This window comes from Evansella tamaricis, from assembly GCF_019042215.1.
In the GTDB taxonomy this organism is placed as follows: Bacteria; Bacillota; Bacilli; order Bacillales; family Salisediminibacteriaceae; genus Evansella; species Evansella tamaricis.
The window spans coordinates 35,288-60,160 of the sequence record NZ_JAHQCS010000154.1; the positions used below are offsets into that span (position 1 = coordinate 35,288).

Below are 24,873 nucleotides of genomic sequence, written 5' to 3' on the forward strand. Positions count from 1 at the left end.
TTGCCTCCTATCTAAACAAGCTTCGAAGCCAATTAAGGAGTCTTGAAAATAATCCTTGTTTATCCCCTTGGTGTTCAAGGGAGGCCTCTTCTCCTACTGCATCCCCTTCCAAGGAATTACTCGCGTCTTCCCCAATTAACAACTGTGCCTGTTGTCCTTCCACCACCCGAATCATATCTGTTCCAAAATAAGTTTCCATCGTCTCAACCGTCTCTTCGTTAAAAGGGGATATCCCAATCTCCACTTTGTTGTTTATAATGTCTGTAGCAGTATGGAAAACAGATATTCCTTCTTTTTCTGCAAATTCATCCCCGAAAACTACCCCATCTATTTCCCTTTGCTTTTCGATCAATTCTTGTTCTGTAAAGGAAACGACTCGAAAACTAACTTGGGCCGGATCTTCCACTATAGCCTCTATTTCTTCCACAACAATTGGCGAAACTTCCTCTGTAAAAGACAAAACTATGATTCCTAACTCCCGTTCCTCCCTGTCAATATGGAGACTTGCGAAAGTATCTCGCCTCTCCATCTGCGAAATATATTCCCGGACATTTTCAATCGCTTCAGTATGATTTACATCAATACCTTCCGCTTCCCATTCCATAAGTCTTTCTTCAAAAGTTTTTCCGTTATTATCTGCAGATACACCATTACTGAACATGAATAACATAAACCCCGCTAGCAATATCTTGTATGCCAATTTCCAATTCATCTTTTATTAGTCCCCCCTGAATTAGCGTTTTAAATTAGACGGAATGTTTATGATAAAAGTTGCGATTAAAGAATTTTCCATAGATCCATAATTAAGAAGAAACTGAATTGTATTATGATATTCAATGCCACCGAATCAGGTACAATCTACCAATCTCTTTGAGAAAGTGCTAGAATGATATGTACTAATTGCTGACACACTACTGATGTATTTGGAGTTGAAATATATGGTAAATGCAAATCAGTTTATTGATTTGAACTATACACGAATGACAACTGCTGAACAAATTAAAAAGGGAACATCTTTCCTACATAAAATTTACGGCATGTTGGTTTATGTGCCCTTACCTACACACCAAGTCCAATGACTTTTCTACGTAATCTTTTAGGGAGGGCCAAAAATGAAATACCAATGTTAGTAATTCCCGTAGGGTATCCTTCCCACGATTGTAAAGTACCAAAAATAACAAAGAAGAGATTGGAGGAAATATTGGTTGAACTCCATTAAACCACTAAAAATACTATGAAAAAGATTATTTTAATCACTTTCTCCTTCTCTCAAATTGTTTTCTTATGTTTATATCCGGTTTGGTCAGACTTAACCTCTTATCTCCATCCATTGGTGATAGGTATCGTCTGGTTCTGCTTTTCTGTCCTCGTGTTATTTGTAGTGTGTCTTGCCAAAAATGTGGAATTGCGATTACCTATCGTTTATTTTCAAATTATTATGGGCCTGTATTCGATTGGACTTTTTGTCTTATTGTTTTTTCGCCCCGCCAATCAAGACTATGGAGAAATAAATCTTGTTCCCTTTGAAACGATTCTTTTCTATTTGTCTGGTGAGGTAAATACGATTATCGCTGTATATAATCTTGCCGCAAACTTCGGACTATTTCTCCCCTTTGGAGTGTACTATGTCTATGTGAGAAAAGTGCCGCGGCTCTCTGAATTACTCCTAGTGGCTGTTGTTTCCGTCTGTATTATAGAGAGTTCTCAATTTCTCACCAAAAGGGGAAGCTTAGATATGGATGATTTAATCCTTAATGTACTTGGAGTCGTAACTGGTTATTATCTTTTTCCATTGATTCGAAAGGTACTTGTAGTACTACCGAAGGGAAGCAAAACGAGTAGGAAATAAAAGAGTGAAAGCGGGGTGATCAATGAATTTCCCTTTGCTCTCACGTGTTATCCACTGTTAATTCTATTCGATTTCTACCCTTCGACTTCGCTTTATATAGAGCTTGATCCGCCAGCTCCATCAAAGATTCCACGTTGCTTTGTTCATTCACTTCTTTAATCGCAATCCCTATACTTATGGATACATATTCCGAAACGGGAGAATATTCATGAAGAATTTTCATACTGGCAACCTCTTGTCTTATTGCCTCTGCCAGTGTTCCTGCACGTTCCTGATTCATATTTAACGTTACAAGTACGAATTCTTCTCCACCAAACCTGGCAAAAATAGTATTTTCAGATGAGATAAAAGAAGATACCTTTCTTGCAACCAATTGAATAACTTCATCCCCTTGTAAGTGCCCATAATGATCATTATATTGTTTAAAAGCATCAATATCGATCATCATCATGGTAATAGGACGTTTCTCCTCAGATTCTCTCAGTACTTTTTCAAGAGACTCATACATTCCCCTTCTATTTAAAACATTGGTCAGTTCATCGGTTAACGATATTCGTTTTAACTGTTGATTGACTTCCGTTAATTTAACATTCATTTTTTCATTTTCTGCTATTTTCAATGCAAGGTTTTCGTTGGATTCCTTTAGGAGTAATTCACTAAAAAAATTCCTTGCAATACTCCTGTAAAGTAATCGGGAAGCAAGCCAGCAGAAAAAAAGGAATACAGATAAATTGATATAATGTCCCATTAATACAGAACTTGATGGCTGATAAAATGGTAAACCTATCAAAAGAACCGCCACAGGTATTATATATATTTTTATGATCGTCCTATTCGTGGCATGATACAGGATAGAGACACACATAAAATTAATCGCAAACGCCATGATATGCCCATAATGGGATTGATCTGCTAGGGTAATGACTGCTCCCCAAACTAAAAAGACGATAACAAATACATGTAATCCCCTTTGGACGGCAATCTGGAATTGTTCGGAAGGATCACTTTTTATCTCAAATAATCGAATGTAAATAAGTACGATAAGACTCAAAAAAAGCAAGGAAAGATACATTGCCAAATAAAAATCAACGGGAAAAAAGCTTCCCTTCGAGAATGAGTGCATGACAATAAAAACGGCTTCAAACAAAATAACAATACTCGCGAAAAGTTTACAACGTTGGATATTATCATCAAAAAGATACTTTTCCAGTAACTGTTGTTTTTCAACAGATACTTGCTGAGACGGAAATAATTTAACCATTTTCATAATGAGGACCTCTCATGACTATAATCGATATCAGTTTACAGAATTCTACAATAATTATACACAATAATCCTCACAGATAGGATTCTCAATAACGAATTAACCAAACTCTCAAATTAACTCATATTGGTATAATTTGGATTCGGTCCCTGTCATACTGTATTGCAATCTACCACTTTTTTTACTGTGAATGGTATAATAGGAAAATTATTAGACTGACGCAAGAGCTAGACAATTCTAAGAAACTTACACTTTATTATCTCTAAAAAAGGTGGGTATTACTATGAAGAAACCAATGATTGGTGTTTTGCCCCTATACGACAAAGACAAAGAAAGTTACTGGATGTTGCCTGGTTACATGAAAGGCATTGAATTGGCAGGGGGAATACCCGTCATGCTTCCTTTAACAACAGACAGAGATTTGATAATGACATTGGCGAAAACTTATGATGGATTTCTGTTTACAGGTGGACAGGATGTGAATCCCGAACTTTACGGAGAAAAAGTCGAGGAATTTTGTGGAGAACTGTGTCATGAACGAGATACAATGGAAAAATTTTTATTTCATCAGGCAGTTCTCTTAGACAAACCTATGTTTGGAATTTGCCGTGGAATTCAACTTTTCAATACCCTTTTAGGAGGGACCCTTTATCAAGATATTCCATTACAGTTTTCAAAGATGGTTGGACACAAACAAAATGCCCCATATGATAAACCTGTACACCACGTTTCCATAGATAATGAAAGCCTCCTATCCAAACTTTTGAACTTACGTTCTATGATGGTCAATAGCTATCATCATCAAGGCATTCATGAACTTTCCGATCAACTCGTTTGCAATGCAAGGGCGGAGGATGGATTGGTGGAAGCTGTCCATATGCCTGGAAAACGCTTTGTTCTAGCTGTACAATGGCACCCGGAGTTTAATTATGAAACCGACCAAGCCAACTTCAAACTTTTTCAAGAATTTGTTTGTGCATGCGGAACTCCTATGGTCCCGGAGATATTATACTAAACTACCATGTGGAAGGGGGGCGTTATTCACGCCCCCCTTCTTTTAAATAGTAATTTCTATTATAGGATTTTTCTCCTGTACAAGTACTTCCTTTTCGTTAATAATCCATTTTTTCACCTTATTACTCATCAGTGCAGTGTTCACATTTACAGTAATAGAAAAATAATGGGAATCTACTTCAATAATCCCCTCTCCATTTTTCACTTCCACACTGACAGTTGTTTCGTTAGATAAATGGTCCATTAAGATCTGTTTGTCCGGCCCGTTAGGACAGAGCTTTAACCGTGGATACGCCATTGTCATCCGATTTCCTACCCACGATCCTAATTTCCCTGACTTATCTGTATTGAATAGCAACATTGCCCCTTCCCTTACGTAGACGGGAATTTCAGTCAAATCCGCACTTATTCTTTTACGGCATGGTCCCGTTACTACAATGTCATCCCATAAACTTACCCAATTTCCTCTTGGAAAATAAACAAAACGTTCTGTTGCTCCCTCTTCGATTACCGGTGCAACTAATAGATCTTCACCAAACATATATTGATCATAGAGGTGGTGACATTCAGGTTCTTTTGGAAAAGAATAAACCATTGCTCTCATCATTGGCTTATATTCCCGAGTAGACAGGAGGGCTTGATGATATAAATAGGGCAATAAATTCATTCTTACGTTTGCGTAAAATCGATAACCTGATATCGCCTTTTCTTCCCCTGTTCTTTCTGCTATATTCCACGGTGTTCGGTCCTGATTAAATTCCCCTTTACTTTCAGCATGATACTGCATAATTGGACAGAAAGCAGCCATCGCTGAAGATCGAATAAAAAGTTCGGAACTAGGAATATCCCCATTAAATCCTGCCAAATCCCATCCCCAGAAAATAATTCCTGATAATCCGGCTGATAATCCCGCAATTAAGGAGTTCTTAAAGGCATCGAAAGTAGATCTCTCATCTCCAGCCCAATGTGCAGGAAACTGTTGAGCACCAGTATACCCTGCACGGCTAAATGTTAAGGCATCCCCGTTTTTCCCCTCATTCGCAAACTCATAATATGCCTTCACGTAGTCATTTGGATATTCATTACGCATTTCGTTTCCTTTACGCCCATCATAAAATTGAACGTCATTACCAAAAACAAATTCCCCACCATCGGTCTTAAATCCATCTACACCGATATCCAATAAATACTTCCTTTTTTCAAACCACCATTGCTTCCCTTCCCGATTAGAAAAATCCATCAATAAGCTTTCCTTAAACCATCCTTCTGGAATTCGATAAGGAGTTCCGTCTGAATGGCGAACAGCAAACCCTTGCTCTATCATGTGCTTTTCATCCATTTCCTTTTGCTTATGCTGTTGCTTATTTAAATACTTTTGTATTGGAATTTGCCAGAGTATTACTCGAAGACCTTCTTTGTGAAAATCATTTATCATCCCTTTTGGATTTGGCCATCTCCCCCATGCAGGGAATCGAAATTCCTCATATTGGTGGGCAGTTTTTCCTGAATTCACGTCATATATGGCATCGTTAAAAATATAGTAAGTGGCTTCATCACTCCATTGTTCTAACACAATGACGGTTGAAGGTATCTGGTACTTTTTTGTAAGTTCCACTTGTTCCCGTGCAATAGATTCCCTGTCCCAGTTGTTACTAGACATCCAAGGACCTAACGCCCATGCTGGTAGGAGGGCGGGAGGACCTGTTTCTTTCATGAAGGAACTGCAAACATCAGGTATTTGCCCTAAATAAAAAACTAGTTTCGACAAGGAAGTAGTTCCATTACCTGTTACCTCTTCAGAAACAGACCAGATGGTCGACAATGTTGATGCAAAATCAAACATGGTATAATTTGAAGTTGGGACATAACAGCCATAACCCATCGTTGAAAGAAAAAAAGGTACGGGCATATATGTTTTATTCCCCTGATCTCGATACTGGTTGTATACATAACAATCTAATCGTTCTCCACGATATTCGAGTGTTTTATAGCGCTCTCCAAGTGCGTAAAAACGTTCTTCTAGCGGAGAAAGGAAATTCCACTTAACAGAATAAATCATTGTTTCTTTGTCCATCTCCCATTCAAGGAATGGAATGGTTAAGGAAGACTGCAGGCTCCAACTCTTATCTTTCGAAGTAATACTCAAACTAGGTTTTTCAGTTAGAGAAACATCAAATTGATTCAGATCAAATCTCGATGCCTTTTCAAGAGGAATAAAATCCTTTTGCTCTTCATGAGTTAATTTAACGTCTAGCTTGACTTGTTTGCTATCTGCATGAATGGAGATAATAAATTGTTTTCCTTCAAATGCCTCTTCTACTAAAATAAGCAGACGGTCTCTCTCCCGCTTCACTCCATGAATGATTTTTACATATGTCTCCATACGAGGCTTGAAGTAAAACACTTTTGACTTGGCCTTTATTGCCGTGTGGTTTTTCACATAGAATTGATAAGCCACATCTTCCTCAATAACCTCGCCTAAATCCCCTTCCCAGATAGACTTTTCCCGTTCCAACTGACATTCAATGTCTGTTTCTATACCATTGCACCATTTTTTTATAAATACATTATCATTTGTTTCCAGCGGCCATACATTCGCACGAACCTTTACTCTTTCTCCGATCAATGGATTACGTGGGGTTCGTTCATATGGTAATTGCTCATACACATTCTCATTCCCTAATGGTTTGTGATGAATGATGATTGTAGAAGAATTTTTTTCTGACAAATAATGCATAACTAGTTTGCTTATTGCATCTGCTACTAGTCGCTCCTGTTCATTCCCTGTTTTCTTAGCCATCTTCAAGTATTTTTTTGCACGTTCCATGTCTCCCTTTTCACAAAAATACCAGGCTAACCAAGCTGCACTAGCAGGAGAGTGCGTATTCTCATCGATACTTTTCCTGACCATATCTTCAGATACAAGGTAGGTTTCCATATATTGAACTGCCTCTACGACAACTAAATCTTCAGGAGAAAACAAACCAAACGGCATCACCGTTCCAAGTAAATCCATTGATGGAACCTTTGAATTCTCATGGGAAACTAGCATTCCACCTTTTAACCCGTGATTAAAAACAAAGTCCCTAATTTCGATTAGAGTTTTTTGCCAGTCATCCGTTGAAAAAATTCGTTTTCCATTCATCAACGCACCATACACAAACCCTAAATTACTCATCCAGATTTTCTCATCCTCACTGAAAACACTCGGTTTCAGAGTTCGCCAATTCTTCCGAATGTCCTCACCCAGTTTAACACTTCTTAAACTTAGGCTTTGATCAGCTAAGTCCCCAGTATTCTCCACCTGCTCCGCTGCAAGCCAAAGCCATAGGGCAGAATGATAGATTGGCAGTTCCTTTGGAAACCGATTTAACTCTTCCACTGATCGGTCCCAATTCCCCTTCAGCTGGTCCAGTCGAATCATAAAAAACTTGGCCGTATTCATATATAATTCAGATTTCATAGCCCTCCCCCTCCAAGCGTCGCCTTTTCATCGGACTGTACGGACAACAAACCATCTTTTGAAAGACAAATAGCAATCGTGGATACAAATTCTGCACATGCCCAAGTTAACGGATTAATGAAGCAAATACTTTCATCATTTCCATCTATCGCTTCCGGCATTAAGCCATATTCATTCGCATGATTTACCATCCAATCTACGATCAGAGAATACTCTCTCCAATTACCTGTGATTGCCTGGTATTGTGCACATGCTCCCGTGTTAAACAACCAAGGACCATGATGGTACTCCTGTTCCGTATAGCCAACACCAGCTCCAAAAAATCTGGCATGTTTTAATAAAAAGGCATTCGTTTTTTCCATCCGTTCTGTTACTGGATAACCATACAGAGGGCCGAAGTACTGAGGGGTATCGTATTTCTTCACTACTTCTTGAGGGATATAATCCACTAATCCATACCCATATCGCTCCTCTTCGGAAATCCACATCTTTTGTATTCCTTCATCAATTTTTTCGCAAAGGGAAGTCCACTCTTTCATAGAATCATGATCATCATTTAACTTAGCTAATTCAATTGCAGCCTGCAATCCACCATATAAGAACATATTACTGGAGGTTATATAAGCAGGTCCAAAGACCCCTTCATTTACTCCCCCTTCAGGACCTACTAAACCAATCGGGTGTTGGCTTCCCTTTAAAACATTTGAAACTTGGCGGACTCTATCATATGAAACTACTTTCTCCCCGAACTGTCGTTCAAAAGATAATATATTTCTAATAAAATACCCTTGAGAGTCCAATTGATGAAAAACATCGTTATTTGCCCCTTCACTCGGTTCCCCTTTGGCATTATACCTTTGATAGAATTCCCCATTTTTTTTGACCGGACGTTTTTCCAAATAGGTCAGAATAGATGCCGATTCCTCTTTGTAGCCTGCAAGAATCAATGCCCTCGCGATCATCATAGCATCTCTGGCATAATAACTTGGAGAACCCCCAGAAAAATAGTGTCCAGTGATATCCGCAGGAACGAACCCGTCGAGAACGGCAGCTTTTAGCGCAACAAGGTTTGTATAATAAATCTGTTTCACTTGATCTGCTATACTAAGCTTCTCCACCTTCGTCTTTGCCAACCATTCCTTCCAAAAAGTAACAGCTTGCTCAAAAGTATCATTCCAATCTATAGTCTCATTACTTCTAGATTTTTCATTACCAGCAGATAAGCACCAAGTCACGACATGCTCACTTCCAGGAGATAAACTAAGTTTTCTGCCTGCAACTGCCCCAACCATTTTATTTAGTTTTAGGGATTTCCCATCACCAGATATAAATCGATTCATCTGCTGCAACGTTCGATAAACAAATCCTGTTGGCGTCTCGATATAAATATCATTGAATTGACTATGTTGACATGACACTTTCAGCCAATTTTGCTCCCCTTCCCAGATGATACTGTCCCCTTCGACGTTCACAGAGGAATTTCCAGGGTTTCGAAGGATACAATATGCTCCTGCCTCCACTTCATGATGCATGTGCGAATCATTTTTAATAATTGTTTCCACTAATATACAATCTTTTTCAGATGCGATAATCCGTTCGGTCCAACTTATTCCATCTATATGTTGTGATTGAAACGTTGTGGAATAGAGAAATCCACCTTTCACCTGGCATTGTATTGGGGAGCAGTGGACCGGGTGACTTTTACCATCCACTTTTCTATTTGCAATCTCGACCACCCCATCTCCATACCGGAGGAAAGAAGTAGCAGAATGTATCAGATCCAATTCATAGTTATTGTAAAAAAAATGTTGAATTCCTGTTCCACGCCAATCTATCATCCCGTTATTCACACCATATAATGCTGCAATATTTTCTCCCCCAATTACCGTAACTCCTGGATAATTAGTTTTTGACATGGTGCTTCACCTTCTTTTCCCCAAAGGCTTCATAAAGGGCATAGGCAAGAAACCCTGCACAAGTGGCAAAATGTTCTCCTGTTGTTGATACTCCGGTTTCTTCATGAAAACTTTCACAAGCTATTCCATTATCTAAAGGGGCACGTAACAACAAATCTTTTGCTTCCTCCTTCCGACCTGAAAGGAGGCTATTCGCAATCCCAAGCACCCATGGATGTTCTGCATGACTACATCCAAGCTCTTCAAACTGTTTTCCTTTAAAAGAATACTTGTTTTTCTCAGATCGAATTTCCTTAATAGTCTCCATCAATACCGGCTCATCTTTTGAGCAGAATCCATAGTATGGAAGGAGCTGCAGACTGCCAGGGGGTTCATCGTAAATATGAAATCCTCCCTTTAAATCAGTTGCCCAACTAAATATTTTTTGTCCTTCACCGTTATTTGTTATCATATAATTCCAAATGGCTTCTTTCGTCATCTCTGCCATGGAATGTAACTCTGTTCTTCTCTTATCACTCCATCTTGAACAAATCTCAAGCGTTCTCCATACGAGTACATTATTATATGTTAAATAAGGGTAAACAACGGGATCATCTGTAGGCTGTAAGAACGTTCGATAGAGTGCATGTATCGAGTGTTTATTCTCCATAAGTACTGATAAAAATTCATCTATCAGTTGTTGAGCATTTAGTTCATCCAGAATTCCCGAATCATCTGTACTTTGAATATACTTATCTAACGCAAGGAAAGGAGCACATAATTCATCTAGTTCAAAACCTGGTTCTAGTACAGTTCCATCGATAAATCTACTGTGGATTCCCCGGTTTCTCCATTGTTTTTTAAAAACGTAAAGCAGCATTTCCTTAGCTTTTTGATGATCAATGTGTAACACATTCGGAAAACTCCATAACATACTGTCCCTATCCCAATATGCTGCGCTGACATAATATCTCGGACTGCGGGAAGTTACTAAGACCAATTCTTCCGTATCATAAGTATTTCCGATTGCATAAAAATAGTTAAAAAAACTATTTAAATTAATAATAGATTCTAATTCCTTATCACTGCTTTTGAGTTTGCGAGTAAAAAGCCATTCTCTCGTTTTACTTTCAACTTTTTTTCTTGTTTGACGCATTAATTCTTTTGCCGCTGTTGCAGCACTGACTTCCTCTAATCCAACTCCCCAATAAAAAGTGATCTCTTCTTCTTCTCCTGGGGATAAATCGACTTCTGTTTCGATGGTATATACGACACCACGGTTCTTGTTTTCAAACTCTTCTATAGTTAAGGGATGAGAAGACATGGGACAAAGTGCTAACAGTGGAGTTTCTCCATACATCTCAAACATCATTCCTTCATTCCAAAGACTTTTATAAGCCTCTACTTCTGTTCTCATCCTCTTTTGTTCATTAACAGTGTGATACGTTATTGCCCAAGTACCTGTAAACCCAACAGTAACCTTCTTTCTTTCTTTAGAACTGTTCTTCAATGTATACGAATAGTAAAATGCCTTTTCCCCCATTGGAGCACAAATTACGGATTCCACTTGAATTCCTTTCACATCCAACATCCAGCTTGGAATCCAATGTTCCAGGCGGGACCATTGTTTTCTTTCATTATGTTTAGTGCCGTCAACCTTTACTATCGGAGACATTAGTGGCGCCTTTCCCATATCTCCACACATCTCCAGTAATCCCCTGTGCCTCATACTAAGAACATTGATGCTTTCAATGTCTCCAGATTCATTTAATGTAGGAATTGAAATATATTCATTTCCTGTAGGATAATAGTTTGTTATAGCAGAGTTCATTGAAATACCTCCAGTTTAGAAGACTATGATAAGATTTGGTCGGAAGAAAAAGATCTTCCGACCAAGATAAAAAATATTAGTTTAAAATGTTTTTTAATCTTTCCTCAGCAGATTCTAATGCTTCTGCAGGAGTTTTTTGTTTCAACTTCACCAATTCAAGTTCTTCCCCAATCATATCTGTCATTCGGCTCCACTCTTCCACTACCGGTGGAGTAACGAGGGAATCTAATGCATCAAACACAACTTCTCTGCTTTCCGGTGGAGTGACGCTTAAGTAGTCACTTAATACGTCTTCATTTGTAATAGCAGGAAGTTCCCAGGACGCAGCTACCCGGATGGAAGCGGCCTCTTCACTGGCACTCATAAACTTTACCCACTCCCACGCAGCCTCTGCATGTTCTGATTTGTCAGATATGGCCAATCCATTCGCAAAAAAATGATGGGCTTTTGCTGTATTTCCTGGCTCAAGTGCTATATCCCAATCAAATGGGGCATCTGCAAACATCCCAAACATCCAGATTCCAGTACGGAGCATTGCAATCTTTCCATCTAAGAATAGATCTGCTTCCTCTTGACCAGACATTTGCTCATCAGATGGAGTTACACCATATTCATGAATTTTATCTACCATCCATTGAAGGGCTTCTATGTTTTCTTGTGAATTAAGCACAATATTTCCTGCATCATCAAATACTCCTCCACCATTTTGAGCGATTGTTTTGTAAAACTCCCAAAATTGTAATGGAGAAAAGGTTCCCCACACATCATCATGGTGGGCCATAATATCTTGTGCTGCTTTCAATTCATCTTCCCAAGTCCAGCTAGCATCAGGATAATTTACTCCTGCTTCGTCAAAAAGCTCTTTATTATAGAATAAAACAACGTTCGAAAAACTCTCTACCATTCCATATTGCGTTCCATCATACTGAAATGCTTTAAATGCTTCTTGATTTAGAACGGTTGGATCAAACTCACTATCTTCCGCCAAAAGATCTGTGAGATCCATCAATGCTCCCCTAGATGCGTAACTAACAAAATTTTCATAGTTTAACTCTAATACGTCAGGTGCGTTGTTCCCTGCTATTTGAGTCTGCAATCTAGTAAAATAGTCATCAAATGCAGCCATTTCATATTCAATTTTGATGTTCGGGTGGATATCCTCAAATGCTGCGATCATAGCCTTTAAATCCTCTTCATGAGCTTCCCCTGGAGAAAATGTCGCATAACGAATCGTAACATTCTCTTCCTCACTTGTTCCTTCATTACCTGTATCATTCCCATCAGTGGTTGTCTCCGGATTTTCATCATCAGAGCTGTCATCACCTTGTGTTTCTTCCGTAGAACACCCCACAGCAAAAAGTAGCAACATCGCCAAAACAAACAGCCAGTTAAATTTCATTTTTTAACACCCCTTTAATTATTTTGTGATGATTTATATCAGGCTCAATGAGCCACTTACTCCTTTAAACCACTTAATGTCATCCCTTTGATGAAATATTTCTGAGCAAATAAGTAGACCGCTAGAACGGGAATGACACTTATAACCACACCAGCCATCATCAAGTTCCAATTTGTTTCCCAGCGCCCTTGAAGTGTTGCCAAACCTAAAGGAAGCGTCATCATTTTTTCCTGACTGACCATAATCAGTGGCCAAAGATAATTATTCCAAGATTGCATAAATGCAAATACAGTCAGTGTTGCTAATGCTGGTTTTGCCATCGGAAGCATAATTTGCCAATATATTCTCCAGTGACTTGCACCATCAATAAATGCCGCTTCTTCTAATGATTTAGGAATAGTAAGTAAAAATTGCCTCAATAGGAATGTTCCGAATGCGCTAAAGACACCAGGCATGATCAGACCTTGGTACGTATCAAGCCAACCAAAATAACTCATTAATATAAACTGTGGTGTCATAGTTACTTGCATTGGAACCATCATTGTTCCTAAATAGAGTAGAAATAACATATCTCTACCTCGAAATTCGAGGCGGGCAAAGGCATAGGCAGCCATGGAACATAGGACAACCTGCCCGATTGTCGTAAATACGGCAACGATGATACTGTTCCCTAAAAACTGTAATACTGGAAAAGCCTCGGTTATTTGAACATAATTTTCAAACGTAATGTTATCTGGTATTAGTTGTGGAGGCATTACCATCGTTGCCCCTCTTGTCTTCAATGACGTTGATATCATCCACAGAAAAGGAACAATCATGATAACTGCACCAAGAATTAAAATGACGTAGAATGCAATATTTTTAACAAACTTCATCTGATCAGATCTCTTCCGTTTCTTTTTTTGCTCAATTCCCATAATCAACCCACCTTTTTTGCATTCGCAACTGGAACGCAGTAATAACGAAAATAATTAAGAATAAAAACCAAGACATTGCAGAAGCATATCCCATTTCGTAATATCGGAAGGCATGATTATATATTTGTTGAACTAAAACGGTTGTTGTTCCAGCTGGGCCACCACCAGTCATAATCATCACTTGGTCAAAAACCTGAAAGGAATTAATTAAGGAAATTATTAATACGAAGAAGGTCGTAGGTGCGAGTAAGGGGATCGTGATATTCCATAATTTCCTGAATGAAGATGCTCCATCAATGGATGCCGCTTCATAAAAGGTATCTGGTATGTTTTGTAGTCCTGCTAAAAACATCACCATTAGAAATCCAATATCTTTCCATACACTTGTAATAATAATTGCGATCATTGCATAATGAGGGTCGTGAAGCCACGCGGGACCTGTGATTCCCACAAGTGATAAAACATAATTCACTATGCCGTATGCTGGATTAAATAGCCACTTCCAGATGAGAGAAACAGCTACCCAGGAAGATACGACAGGAACAAAATACGCTGCCCTGAAAAATAATCGCCCTTTTATACTTTTGTTTAAGAGAATAGCGATAGTGAGTGAAATGATAATAACTGTAGGCAAGTAGCCGATTATGAAAAACAGCGTGTTTCCTAAGGCATTGTAAAAACCTGGATCTCGTATAATTTGTATATAATTATCGATTCCAATAAATTGGGGGGGAGATAAAAGATCCCATTCCGTAAAACTAATAACAAAAGACCCCAGTATTGGAAATAAGATAAAGATAGAAAATCCAATCAGATTTGGCAAAAGGAAAATGGCAAGTACAGAAAGTTTTTTCCACCCATGAAAGCCAACCATAATGCATCCCTCCTTTGATCATCGAAAGCTTTTTATACTTGTAACTTCTACCTCTGATGATCTTCATACATCGGTATCATAAATAAATGGTTAATAGACAATAGTGCAATTCCTTGTAGCCAAGCATCTTTTCCTAGTTCGGATACAAGTACTTCTGTTTCAAGATTTGCTCGGGAGAAAAAGTTATTATTAGCTCTCTGAATGGCATATGGCAAAAAATAATCTTTTGCAATTACCCCTTCTCCAAATAAAATTACTTTCCCAGGGTTAAAGCTATTGATGATATTAAGTAGCCCAGTCCCGAGATATTCTCCAACATTTTTTAAAACTTCTAACGCCAAATTATCCCTTTCTACTGCTGCTTGGTATAAGGTATCAAAAGTTAAAGGACCTTCTGTCCATGTTCTGCTGTCTGGAAATTGATCTTTAATAAGAGGGATTTCATGTTTGAAATACTTTTCTGATGCGTAGGTTTCCAGACACCCTTGTTGTCCGCAATAACATGGTTTCCCATTATGGACGACAATGGAGTGTCCAAATTCCCCCGCTCCACCGAATTTCCCATGATATAATTTTTTATTAACTACTATGGCACCACCTATTCCGGCTCCAATAGATAGTCCTATAAAATTAGTAAGAAACTTCCCTTTTCCGATATTCATTTCAGCAACAGCATAAGCATTAACATCATTATCAATATAAATTGACGTATCAAACTCCTCTTCCAAAATACTTTTTAGATTAATATTTTTCCAACCTAATAGAGGAGAGATGAGAACCCTACCATCTTGACTATTTACTAATCCAGAAACCGCAACACCGATTCCTAATACACTATCAATCGGTATCTTAGTCTCGCTCAGAAGTTCGTGAATCGTACTAATTAGTAGTTCCACAACACCTGCCGACGTTTCACCATAGGAGAATGGCACTTCTTTTTTGTCGATGATATTTGCTGATAAATCAGTGACAGCCAACAACAAGCAATCTTGTTCAATTTTTACAGCAATGGCATACCCAATTTTATTATTGAAATGAAGCAGGATTGGTCTCCTTCCTCCTGTAGACGTGGCCTCACCAGACTCATAGAGGTACCCTTCACTCATCAATTCATCCACAATCTTTGTCACAGTAGATAATCCCAGTTTTGTTTCTTTCGATATCTCTGTCCTACTTACCGGAGCGTGATTTCGAACCTGCTCGATGACAAGTGACCGATTAATATCCTTAATTAATTCCCGATTTCCAACTCTGACTTTTTGTCCCATTACGTAATCACCTTCTATCTTTATTCGTTAAACGAATTAAGTATGTAAAAAAATAGTTTATTAAGCGTTTGCATGTTTTGGCAACGCGATATATCCCTCATATTTAAGATAACTTACTTTCTTCAGTGAATCAAGTATTTTTTTTTATTGATTTAAGAATTTTTTTTGTGAATAAGTCGAGATGATTAGATCCAGTCTAATCGTGGCGTCACTGATGCATTTTGTGTTCATTTTCTTACAAAAAGGTGAATTAATTTTATATTAAAAGTAAATTATAACAAAAATAAAGGAGGGGAAAACGTGACTAAATCAACTCATATACCCTTGTCTGCATCAGAACTAAGCAATTTATGGATGACTTACCAGCATCAAACAATGCAAATGAGGTTCTTAGAACATTTTCTTGAGCATGCTGAGGACGATGAAATTAATGAGATGTTGAAAAAAAGTTATGATTCCTGTGGAGAAACTGTCGATAGGATCATCAACTTCTTTCATCTTGATGGAGCAGTCATTCCAGTTGGATTTACAGAAAGGGATTTTATAAAGGGAACACCGAAATTATTTGATTTCCTCTACGAAGTTATGTTTTTACATATGATCAGTAAAATTGGAACTAGTCTTTTTTCCCTTTACTCTACCATGTCCTATCGACAGGATATTCGAAAGTTCTATCGGGAGTTAACCTCCACATATCAAATGGAGTTTGACTTGTCTGCACAATTCCTTTTGGAAAAGGGAGTATTAGCTCGACCACCGTATGTGACAATGCCTCAGAAAGTATCTTTTGTAGAAGATACCAATTATTTATCTGGATTAAATATATTTAAAGAAAAGCGATCATTGAACACCGTTGAGTTATCTTTAATACACCACGCTATCGAAACGAATTTGACTGGGATGCAGCTTATGATGGGGTTTGCTCAAGTTGCAAGGGATGAGAAAGTGAAGGAATATTTTGTTAAAGGAATGAAGTTATCAAAAGAAGTTGAAACCACACTAGGAGAGTATTTGCGTAGGGATTACATCGAACCTCCTGCCACACATGCAGGAAAAGCAACAAATTCCACTACTCCCCCATTTTCAGACAAGATCATGATGTATATCACTTCTTTATTAAGTACCTTTGGTCTCGGAAGTCATGCACTTGGAGGGGCATTTAGTTTACGTAGTGATTTACCACTTACCATGGCTAAGCTTGCCCAACAAATATTTTCTTTCGCGAAAGAAGGGGGAGAAATAATGATAAAAAATGGTTGGATGGAAGAGCCCCCTCAGGTAGAGGACAGACAGCAACTAACCAAGCCAGGAAGATAATGTCTGCCTTTGTAGTTGATTATGATTAACTAGGTATGAATTTTTTACCGAATTGCTTATCCGATTATACGACATATCAAACTGAACGGCTGACGCTCTTCTTCTTACCGAACAGCCGCGCGTCGCTCCTGTTCGGGCACAACATCACTCATCTTCTTACCAAACAGCCGAGCGTCGCTCCCGTTCGGGCACAACTTCGCTCTTTTTCTTACCGAATGACCGAGCTTCCCTCCTGTTCGGGCACTAGTTCGAGCTACTTCTTACCGAACAGCCGAGCGTCGCTCCCGTTCGGGCACAACTTCGCTCTTCTTCTTACCGAATGACCAAGCGTCGCTCCCGTTCGGGCACAACTTCGCTCTTCTTCTTACCGAACAGCCGACCGGCGCTCCTGTTCGGGCACTAGTTCCAGCAAATTCTTATCGATTAGGAAAAAAGACCATAGTTTTTATGATATAAGTAAAATAGTTTGGAACATTTATACTTTATTTTTCAACATAGAAAGTACCACTAGTCCTTCCTATTTTCTCATAATTCATCATAAGAATTCGGCGGATGCACTTCACGGAATCCAAACCGCACCAATCTAAAACAATAGCCGATGTTATCTTCATTTCCGGGAAAAGCATTTTCAGTTCCCTTACATTCCTCATGACTCCATTAACAATAGATTCTATGTGCCCGCAACTAGGACAGACTAAATGTCTTGCAACTGGAGACATCATTTCTTGTTCACATTTTTCACAAATTATCCCTTTCTTTAGCATGGGATAGTCATACTCTGGAACACGAAGGTACCTTGATTTATCAACGGTTAAGGACAGTAATCTTTCTGCGATTTGCATATGGTCCTTACTAATTAAAGACGTTATTTTATTCATCTGATTAATAAAAGGAATGATTTGAGTTGGTAGAATAATAGGAAGATCCCTTGATGACTGAAATAAAGTGAAGTTTGGATTGGGGAATATGGTGTAAGCTTTAATGGGTAAATTAATACGGTAGTGATTGAATACCTGCTGGATCATCGATTTGTTACGTTCCAGCTGTATTAATGGGTTGTTTATACTTTTGTTACTATTGGATGAATACCACTCTCCTGATTCTATATAATACTCCCCTTCCATATTTTTAACTTCACATAAATGGAAGGATCCTTGTAGTATCATAGCTTTGTTTATTCTTCGCGAAAGAAGTCCTACGAGTTTGTTTTGTTGACGGCTCTAAATGTCCGAATGGTTATGCCAGAAAAATTTATTTATACCCTAAAGTCTTTGAGGAAAGGATATGAAGGGGAACTGATTGTTGATAAGAAATTTGAAGACTTGCAGTGTGATTCCTTACAACTTAACGGACTATTATTTGATTGGGGAAATACAAATTTTCTACATTATACAAACAAACGTCTCACTTGTTAATCTTTTTGTTATGAACTTCACAAAATATTGCGTTTTCTATTTTCACACATCTTTCTTAACTCCCACACATCTTTCTTACTTTCCACATACCTTACATTTTTCCACACACACCTTCCACACCTTCCCGTCTATAATCTTAATTCCCTTATTGTCCAATATCTCGTTACTATGTTCTTCCTCAATCTCCCCCTTGGTTAATTTATCTCCTCTTCTCCCTGATATGTTCCCCCTCTTTACTGCTCCTCCGTCGAATATTTATCTCCTTCTGAACTTTTCATTTAATTTTCACCACCAGCCCTTGATCATTTTATCTTCTTACTTTCTGTAGTTTCACATAATTCTTTCACACCAAGCCCTTGGAACACCTTGCGCAATTTTTCGAGCTGTGTCGTTTCTAAAACATAAATTTCCTTGGGCATTGTTACTGTCTCCCTTTTCCCAGTGACAAAGGTTACTTTGCTATACTCAGATGCACCCTCAAACATTCCATAAATATGGTCTCCCATCCTAACTTTATCGATCTTCACTGCCTCAATAGTGGACCAGTTATAAAACTTCTCATCTAGGTAAAAGCCACCTTCCACAACAAAAAAGCTCGGTATTTTTGAATAAACCGAAATAAACATTACTGGGTAAATAAAAAAGAATAGTGCGTTAAACAAGTTTAAGGATTCGTGATAACGAAACGCTACCAAAAGACCTAAAGTGATAAATAGCATTACTCCATACGAAAGCCTCCTGATGTTTTTCCAGTTCTTAGAACAAAATGTCATGCCTTCTAATTTACCTAATGGAGTGCGCATTCCTTTTGTATCATCAGCGACAGTTGGATAAATGGCGTTACTAGCCATACGAATTACTTTCTTGGACCGAAAGTATTTTTTACCTAACCAAAAAACAGAGATACTATATATCGCAAGAATAAACAAAAGATAGTCCAATTCCATCTTCAAACTTCCCTTCCTCTCGTTACGTTGTAAATTATATTTTTGAATACGTCATGACAAAATGAAGGACCGTCTCTGAATTAGTTGGATTACTATACGTATGTCTCTGGTCCCCTCGAAACTTAATCGCATCATACTCATGGAGATGATAAATCGCTTCCTGTATTTTTAATATTAGCTCCCCTTTCATCACCGTCACATATTCCACCACTCCAGGTTGATGGGGGTCAGGGGAATATTCACTATTTGGTTTTAAAAAAGCCCTGTGGATTTCAGACGATCCGTAGTTCGTTGAATCGAATATGGGTTCTAACGAACAGGCCCCATTCGCACTCAACACTTTATTCCCTTTATTCTTTCTGGAAACCACTACATCTTGGTGTTCCGTCACTAATACAGAAATGGGAATCGTTAATCCATTTGCTATCTTCCAAATAACCGTCAAGGATGGATTTGCTTCCCCCCTTTCAATTTTTCCTAAAGTTAATTTGCTCACCTCTGTGATCTCCGCCAATTCTTGTAAACTTAAACCTCGCTCTTGACGTATTCGTCTCAGTGTCTCTCCTACCTGTTTAGCAAGCTTTTCAGCATCATGTAATGAATTGGAATCCTCCATTATGCACTACCCCTTATTTGTTTCTATTCATCGCCTGAAAAATATAGTATAATTATCCGAAAGTTAAGTATAGTATAACAAATTCCATTAACAAATAGGAGTAATAACGTCAAAACATTGTATCTTATCAGCGAAAAGTTTTTTCTAGTCAATAAACGTTTAAATGATTCGTTCAACGAACAAGAGGTGGGAATTACATGAAAGAAATCGCGATTGGCATAATAGCATCCATGTTTTTTGCTGTTACATTTATTTTAAATCGCTCCATGGATTTAAGTGGGGGAAGTTGGTTGTGGAGTTCGTCTTTGCGATTCTTCTTCATGCTCCCTATGTTATTTCTCATTGTCATATTAAAAAACAACTTTAAACAAGTCATTCATGAAATAAAGAGCAATCCAATACAATGGATCCTTTGGAGCACGGTGGGATTTGGATTGTTTTATGCCCCGTTAACTTACGCCGCTTCCTATGGACCAGGTTGGTTAATCGCAGGAACGTGGCAATTAACAATTGTTGCTGGTGTATTATTAAGTCCCCTCTTTTTTCAGACGTCACCTTCAGATATTGGGTCTATTAAAATTAGACAGAAAATACCGCTAAAAGCGCTATTTATTTCATTGCTCATCTTAACAGGTGCGATCATCATACAATGGCAACACGCTGATGGTTTCACCCTCAACATGCTTTTGGTAGGCGTTCTTCCTGTTGTCATTGCAGCATTTGCTTATCCGTTAGGAAACCGTAAAATGATGGAAGTCTCCGGTGGAAGATTGGATACATTTCAACGTGTTTTTGGGATGACGTTAGTAAGCATCCCCTTTTGGTTTGTTATAAGTGTCTATGGATTCCTTTCTGTCGGGCCACCTTCTTCTGATCAACTCCTTCAGACATTGATTGTTGCCATCTCATCTGGGGTAATTGCGACTACATTATTTTTTATCGCAACAGATAGAGCGCGCAAGGATCAAGGGAAATTAGCAGCGGTAGAGGCAACCCAGTCCACTGCTATCTTATTCGTCATCATCGGAGAAGTATGGTTACTATCCAGTCCTTTCCCAAGTGGTTACGCCTTACTCGGGATATTTATTATTATTTTTGGGATGCTAACGCACAGCTATTTTTCCAAACATGGTAATCAGAAATCGTTCTCTAAAAAAGAGGCTAGTTAAGCAGAAGTTTTTTCAAACAACACATCTCTTGATTTCCCTTTCATTACATGGTTTTTCCCTAGTTGGAAATACTGATTATGTATATTCATTTAGGAGGGAATCCGAATGTCAAATGATCAATTCAATCCACGTGTAGACTCTAAGGTTCAGGATAAGATGGAAGAGATCTGGCGAGTAACTTGTGGTTCATGGGAAAACTGCAGTACTAGTAATATTCAGCATTTTTTATCGCAATGTGAAGAGAAAAGTATTGATCCTCAATTTTGTATGAACTGGATTCAACAACATAGTGATAAAATTCCTGACTGGCCCCTTGTCTCTGATATGACAAGGGAGTGGGTCATTGAACATACATCCTCAGCCGTGGATCAGGATCGTATATAAACTTGTTTTTTACAAGGCTGCCCCAACAGGTCAAAGAAGGACCTGTTTATGGGGGCGCCTTTTAGGTTTATCTAGGTTTTAGGGACAACTATTTTCTTCCATTCCATTGAGATAAAAGTTATTCTTGTTCGATTTTGCAACCGCATCCCCTAAATTTCCATTTTTTTTTGAATAATACTACTTGATTTCTCCGTCAGTAAAGCAGGAAAAATTGTTTATTAAGACGAAGTATTATATATCGCTATAACGGAGAGTGGCATAAATGGAAAATTTATACATTAACATTTCTATTCTGTTGGTAAGTGTTCTTGCTTACCAAATTTTTGTGAACATACATAAGACCGTTAAAAGGTACAGTACTCTTGTTTTAATCATCTTGTCAGCAGTAGCCATTTCTTTATGCATGAGTTTCCCCATATACGATTACCATGGTCATGCTTTCGATCTCCGATTTCTTCCCCTTCTTATCGGGGTCATTTATGGGGGAAAACGTGTCGTCTTCGTGTTAGTCATATATTCACTTATAAATCGCTTTCTTATAGGTGGGGATGGGTTTTACGTTCACTTCCTCACTTTACTTAGCATGAGTTTATTTATGTTTACGTTGTTCATTCCTATTTTCCAGTCCCTTTCTATAAAAATGAAATTGTTATCTTCTGTCCTGATGACGTTTATTTATTTATCTGTGGAATTGTTAATATGTCATATCATGTTTGGTACTTTGGCCAGATTAGATCTCAGTATTATTGCGATTAATATTTCAACCGCCATGCTCCTAACTGGTCTCCTCGTATATTTAATGGAATATTTAAAAAGGGCAAACGAACTAATGGAAAACGATCATATTCATGACAAGTTTAAAGGATTAAGCGAAATGGCTTCTTCCATCTCCCATGAGGTAAGAAACCCCTTAACGGTTACAAAGGGATTTATTCAGCTTGTCATAAATGATCCTTCTTTAGACAACAACAAAGAGAAGAGAAACTCCCACTTGGGATTGGCATTGGAGGAACTTGAACGGGCTGAAGCCATCATTACAGACTACCTAACTTATGCGAAACCATATGAGAATGTAAAATTGCAGACCGTTAACGTTATTGAGGAATTAATTGAAATCAAGAACATCATAGCGCCATTAGCAAAAATACATCATGTTCAAGTACAGTTTAAATATGATGCTAATTCCGATAGTTTTATAAAGATCGATAAGAAGAAGTTCCATCAAATACTAATAAACCTTATGAATAATGGAATTGAGGCCATGCCGTTAGGTGGAATATTACGAATAGTTGTTATTTCAAAAAAACAAGATGTTTTAATTCAAATTTCCGATAATGGTGTAGGAATGACAGAAGAAGAAGTGGCACGATTAGGAACCCCATTCCTCTCCACAAAGGAAAAAGGGACAGGACTAGGAACAATGGTTGCATATCAACTCTTAGCCGCCCTTCGTGGGAAGATTACTGTAACTAGTAGAAAAGGACATGGGACAACTTTTTTCCTCACTTTCAAACGTGTCTTTCCTAAAATAACAGAACTTCCAGAGCAAAGGATCCATTAACTGTCTAGAATAAGGGAGATGATTTGATCCTCCACGTCCTTCGCACTATTCTCCACAGGGAGATGATTTAACATGACAGAAAATATGATTTTCTCCCCACCTTTCATCTCTGCGTAGCCTGCAATCGAGCTTACACCAGTTAATGACCCAGTTTTTGCAATCACTTTCCCCTTTAATCCCTTTTCTTTCAATCTGTTCCTCAACGTTCCTCCGACCCTTTTCTCAGCTATTCCTGCGACCGGTAAGGAGTTATAAAACATTGGGAACCAAGATTCCCCTTGAGCAAGATATAATAAATTCGTTACTTCATTTGGCGGGACCAAATTCAGATGGGAAATGCCCGATCCGTCCCTAATGGTCATCGTTTCTGTATTTACACCAAGCTCCTTTAATTCCTTTTCCATGACTGGTAAACCAACTAACCAGCTCCCATCACCTGAAAGTTGCTTCCCCATTTCTTTCACTAATATTTCTCCGTAGCTATTGATACTATATTTCATAAATGGGATGATCATTTCTCGTAATGGAATAGATGATTTGGAAAACATTTTATCTGCACTCTTTGGCGTTTTTCCTTTTCTCACTTCACCAGCAACTATGATTTTATTTTCTTTTAGTAACTTTAACAAACTCTCTGATACGATATCTGTGGGATCCCATACGGGAAGAATATCCGAGATTTTCTCTCTATCTCTAGAGATCTGGCCGCTAATCCTAATCTTATTTGTTCCATGAAGACGCTCTATCATTATATCTTTTGTCATATTGGCATTATCAACTGTTTCTGTTTCGTTAGTTACTGAAATCATATCCCCACCTAGAGGAACGGTTACCTTTCCTTTTTCGCCTGTACGATCCCCAGGCTCTATCTCAATGACTACACACCCAGGATCAAATTCACCTGTTGGCGTTAAAGATAACGCAGATATCGCGGCGCCATAATCATATGTCTCATCACTCCATGGTAAATCTACGGGATAGCGTACAGAATCATACCAAGTATCATCCACGATAACATCTCCACGGATAAAAGAAATACCACTCCCCTTCACTTCTTTTACAAGCTGATTCAAGTCTTCCATCGTTAAGGTTGGATCTCCTTTCCCTTTTAAATATAAATTCCCATTTAACACCTTCCACAATAGATTCCCGTCTCTCCAAATCTCCGTCTTAAAAGAATGGTTCTCCCCAAGTGTCGAAAGAGCAACTGCTGCTGTAAATAATTTTAAATTAGAAGCTGGTTGCAACCGGACATCTCCGGAATGCTCAAAGAGAAGCTCTCCATTAGATGCCGAGCGAACACTGATCCCTATGATCGCACCTTGTAACGACTCCTCTTTCTCTAATAATGGTGTCAGCTTGACCTGAATCGAATCCCCATAAGCAAAGGCGACATTAGCGTGGGAAAGGAGGCAAAGAATAATTATGGTAAGATTTATTAAATATTTCAAAATACGTATACCCCTTTTTTGCTCAACATTTCATAGCACTTTTATCATTCCACCGTTGGGATATTGTATAATTTTTTTCTCAGCTAATTTACACATTGCAACTTAACGAGGCCGCAAACCGTCATTACCTAAAAGCAATTATTTTTTTTAGATTCTTGACTAAGCTACAGAAGAAGCTTTTCCACTTGTAAACAAGGTTCTAAAACATCATTAAAACAGTCTTATCATTCTAAAAAGAA

General features: G+C 38.3%; 19 protein-coding genes. 6 read left to right on the forward strand and 13 right to left on the reverse strand.

Annotated features, from left to right (window positions below):
• Nucleotides 1-7: 7 nt before the first annotated feature.
• Entirely contained in the window at nucleotides 8-712 is a 705-nt protein-coding gene (locus KS419_RS19260; RefSeq protein ID WP_217068058.1) for a hypothetical protein, read from the reverse strand.
• A 522-nt stretch (nucleotides 713-1,234) separates the two neighbouring features.
• On the opposite strand from KS419_RS19260, the gene KS419_RS19265 reads away from it, so the two are divergent.
• Nucleotides 1,235-1,849: a VanZ family protein gene (locus tag KS419_RS19265; RefSeq protein WP_217068059.1), complete on the forward strand. Its 615-nt coding sequence runs from the start codon at nucleotides 1,235-1,237 to the stop codon at nucleotides 1,847-1,849.
• A gap of 40 nt (nucleotides 1,850-1,889) precedes the next feature.
• On the opposite strand, the gene KS419_RS19270 is transcribed toward KS419_RS19265, so the two are convergent.
• The gene (locus KS419_RS19270) at nucleotides 1,890-3,116 is read right to left on the reverse strand and encodes a GGDEF domain-containing protein (protein ID WP_217068060.1); all 1,227 of its coding nucleotides are present in this window, start codon (nucleotides 3,114-3,116) and stop codon (nucleotides 1,890-1,892) included.
• A gap of 280 nt (nucleotides 3,117-3,396) precedes the next feature.
• On the opposite strand from KS419_RS19270, the gene KS419_RS19275 reads away from it, so the two are divergent.
• Nucleotides 3,397-4,128 carry a gamma-glutamyl-gamma-aminobutyrate hydrolase family protein gene (locus tag KS419_RS19275; RefSeq protein ID WP_217068062.1) on the forward strand — a complete coding sequence of 244 codons (732 nt, stop codon included), beginning with the start codon at nucleotides 3,397-3,399 and terminating at the stop codon, nucleotides 4,126-4,128.
• A 42-nt stretch (nucleotides 4,129-4,170) separates the two neighbouring features.
• Here the strand turns inward: KS419_RS19275 and KS419_RS19280 are convergent, their stop codons facing one another.
• From KS419_RS19280 to KS419_RS19310, 7 genes are all read right to left on the reverse strand, one after another.
• Nucleotides 4,171-7,590: a glycoside hydrolase family 31 protein gene (locus KS419_RS19280; protein WP_217068063.1), complete on the reverse strand. Its 3,420-nt coding sequence runs from the start codon at nucleotides 7,588-7,590 to the stop codon at nucleotides 4,171-4,173.
• On the reverse strand, nucleotides 7,587-9,506 hold the full coding sequence (locus KS419_RS19285) for a glycoside hydrolase family 15 protein (protein ID WP_217068065.1): 1,920 nt from the start codon (nucleotides 9,504-9,506) through the stop codon (nucleotides 7,587-7,589). Before KS419_RS19285 ends, KS419_RS19280 begins: the two co-directional genes overlap by 4 nt.
• Nucleotides 9,493-11,316 (reverse strand): glycoside hydrolase family 125 protein, encoded by a 1,824-nt coding sequence (locus KS419_RS19290; protein WP_217068067.1) that lies wholly within the window; start codon nucleotides 11,314-11,316, stop codon nucleotides 9,493-9,495. The genes KS419_RS19285 and KS419_RS19290 overlap by 14 nt, the downstream gene beginning before the upstream one ends.
• Nucleotides 11,317-11,392: 76 nt before the next feature.
• Nucleotides 11,393-12,715, reverse strand: coding sequence for an ABC transporter substrate-binding protein (locus KS419_RS19295; protein ID WP_217068069.1), 1,323 nt, complete (start codon nucleotides 12,713-12,715; stop codon nucleotides 11,393-11,395).
• A 56-nt stretch (nucleotides 12,716-12,771) separates the two neighbouring features.
• Nucleotides 12,772-13,632, reverse strand: coding sequence for a carbohydrate ABC transporter permease (locus KS419_RS19300; protein ID WP_217068070.1), 861 nt, complete (start codon nucleotides 13,630-13,632; stop codon nucleotides 12,772-12,774).
• Complete coding sequence (locus KS419_RS19305) at nucleotides 13,622-14,506, reverse strand: carbohydrate ABC transporter permease (RefSeq protein ID WP_217068071.1); 885 nt, start codon at nucleotides 14,504-14,506, stop codon at nucleotides 13,622-13,624. Before KS419_RS19305 ends, KS419_RS19300 begins: the two co-directional genes overlap by 11 nt.
• Before the next feature lie 47 nt (nucleotides 14,507-14,553).
• Nucleotides 14,554-15,774: an ROK family transcriptional regulator gene (locus KS419_RS19310; RefSeq protein WP_217068073.1), complete on the reverse strand. Its 1,221-nt coding sequence runs from the start codon at nucleotides 15,772-15,774 to the stop codon at nucleotides 14,554-14,556.
• A gap of 300 nt (nucleotides 15,775-16,074) precedes the next feature.
• Between KS419_RS19310 and KS419_RS19315 the strand changes: the two genes are divergently transcribed.
• Entirely contained in the window at nucleotides 16,075-17,091 is a 1,017-nt protein-coding gene (locus tag KS419_RS19315; protein WP_217068075.1) for a DUF3231 family protein, read from the forward strand.
• A 482-nt stretch (nucleotides 17,092-17,573) separates the two neighbouring features.
• On the opposite strand, the gene KS419_RS19320 is transcribed toward KS419_RS19315, so the two are convergent.
• From KS419_RS19320 to KS419_RS19330, 3 genes are all read right to left on the reverse strand, one after another.
• Complete coding sequence (locus KS419_RS19320; RefSeq protein WP_281419855.1) at nucleotides 17,574-18,257, reverse strand: nuclease-related domain-containing protein; 684 nt, start codon at nucleotides 18,255-18,257, stop codon at nucleotides 17,574-17,576.
• A gap of 551 nt (nucleotides 18,258-18,808) precedes the next feature.
• A complete protein-coding gene (locus KS419_RS19325; protein ID WP_217068079.1) occupies nucleotides 18,809-19,453 on the reverse strand; it encodes a hypothetical protein in 645 nt (214 codons plus the stop codon).
• Between the two features lie 34 nt (nucleotides 19,454-19,487).
• Entirely contained in the window at nucleotides 19,488-20,069 is a 582-nt protein-coding gene (locus KS419_RS19330; RefSeq protein ID WP_217068081.1) for a helix-turn-helix domain-containing protein, read from the reverse strand.
• A 197-nt stretch (nucleotides 20,070-20,266) separates the two neighbouring features.
• On the opposite strand from KS419_RS19330, the gene KS419_RS19335 reads away from it, so the two are divergent.
• From KS419_RS19335 to KS419_RS19345, 3 genes are all read left to right on the forward strand, one after another.
• On the forward strand, nucleotides 20,267-21,238 hold the full coding sequence (locus KS419_RS19335) for a DMT family transporter (RefSeq protein WP_217068085.1): 972 nt from the start codon (nucleotides 20,267-20,269) through the stop codon (nucleotides 21,236-21,238).
• A 105-nt stretch (nucleotides 21,239-21,343) separates the two neighbouring features.
• Nucleotides 21,344-21,622, forward strand: coding sequence for a hypothetical protein (locus tag KS419_RS19340; RefSeq protein ID WP_217068088.1), 279 nt, complete (start codon nucleotides 21,344-21,346; stop codon nucleotides 21,620-21,622).
• Between the two features lie 262 nt (nucleotides 21,623-21,884).
• Complete coding sequence (locus tag KS419_RS19345) at nucleotides 21,885-23,183, forward strand: sensor histidine kinase (RefSeq protein WP_217068090.1); 1,299 nt, start codon at nucleotides 21,885-21,887, stop codon at nucleotides 23,181-23,183.
• Here the strand turns inward: KS419_RS19345 and dacB are convergent.
• Nucleotides 23,180-24,634 carry a D-alanyl-D-alanine carboxypeptidase/D-alanyl-D-alanine endopeptidase gene (dacB, locus tag KS419_RS19350; protein ID WP_217068097.1) on the reverse strand — a complete coding sequence of 485 codons (1,455 nt, stop codon included), beginning with the start codon at nucleotides 24,632-24,634 and terminating at the stop codon, nucleotides 23,180-23,182. The genes KS419_RS19345 and dacB overlap by 4 nt on opposite strands.
• Between the last annotated feature and the right edge of the window lie 239 nt (nucleotides 24,635-24,873).

Coding starts and splice junctions, on each gene's coding strand:
- KS419_RS19260 (WP_217068058.1), bottom strand. CDS start 712: ATGAATTGGAAATTGGCATACAAGATATTGCTAGCGGGGTTTATGTTA.
- KS419_RS19265 (WP_217068059.1), top strand. CDS start 1,235: ATGAAAAAGATTATTTTAATCACTTTCTCCTTCTCTCAAATTGTTTTC.
- KS419_RS19270 (WP_217068060.1), bottom strand. CDS start 3,116: ATGAAAATGGTTAAATTATTTCCGTCTCAGCAAGTATCTGTTGAAAAA.
- KS419_RS19275 (WP_217068062.1), top strand. CDS start 3,397: ATGAAGAAACCAATGATTGGTGTTTTGCCCCTATACGACAAAGACAAA.
- KS419_RS19280 (WP_217068063.1), bottom strand. CDS start 7,590: ATGAAATCTGAATTATATATGAATACGGCCAAGTTTTTTATGATTCGA.
- KS419_RS19285 (WP_217068065.1), bottom strand. CDS start 9,506: ATGTCAAAAACTAATTATCCAGGAGTTACGGTAATTGGGGGAGAAAAT.
- KS419_RS19290 (WP_217068067.1), bottom strand. CDS start 11,316: ATGAACTCTGCTATAACAAACTATTATCCTACAGGAAATGAATATATT.
- KS419_RS19295 (WP_217068069.1), bottom strand. CDS start 12,715: ATGAAATTTAACTGGCTGTTTGTTTTGGCGATGTTGCTACTTTTTGCT.
- KS419_RS19300 (WP_217068070.1), bottom strand. CDS start 13,632: ATGGGAATTGAGCAAAAAAAGAAACGGAAGAGATCTGATCAGATGAAG.
- KS419_RS19305 (WP_217068071.1), bottom strand. CDS start 14,506: ATGGTTGGCTTTCATGGGTGGAAAAAACTTTCTGTACTTGCCATTTTC.
- KS419_RS19310 (WP_217068073.1), bottom strand. CDS start 15,774: ATGGGACAAAAAGTCAGAGTTGGAAATCGGGAATTAATTAAGGATATT.
- KS419_RS19320 (WP_281419855.1), bottom strand. CDS start 18,257: ATGATACTACAAGGATCCTTCCATTTATGTGAAGTTAAAAATATGGAA.
- KS419_RS19325 (WP_217068079.1), bottom strand. CDS start 19,453: ATGGAATTGGACTATCTTTTGTTTATTCTTGCGATATATAGTATCTCT.
- KS419_RS19330 (WP_217068081.1), bottom strand. CDS start 20,069: ATGGAGGATTCCAATTCATTACATGATGCTGAAAAGCTTGCTAAACAG.
- KS419_RS19335 (WP_217068085.1), top strand. CDS start 20,267: ATGAAAGAAATCGCGATTGGCATAATAGCATCCATGTTTTTTGCTGTT.
- KS419_RS19340 (WP_217068088.1), top strand. CDS start 21,344: ATGTCAAATGATCAATTCAATCCACGTGTAGACTCTAAGGTTCAGGAT.
- KS419_RS19345 (WP_217068090.1), top strand. CDS start 21,885: ATGGAAAATTTATACATTAACATTTCTATTCTGTTGGTAAGTGTTCTT.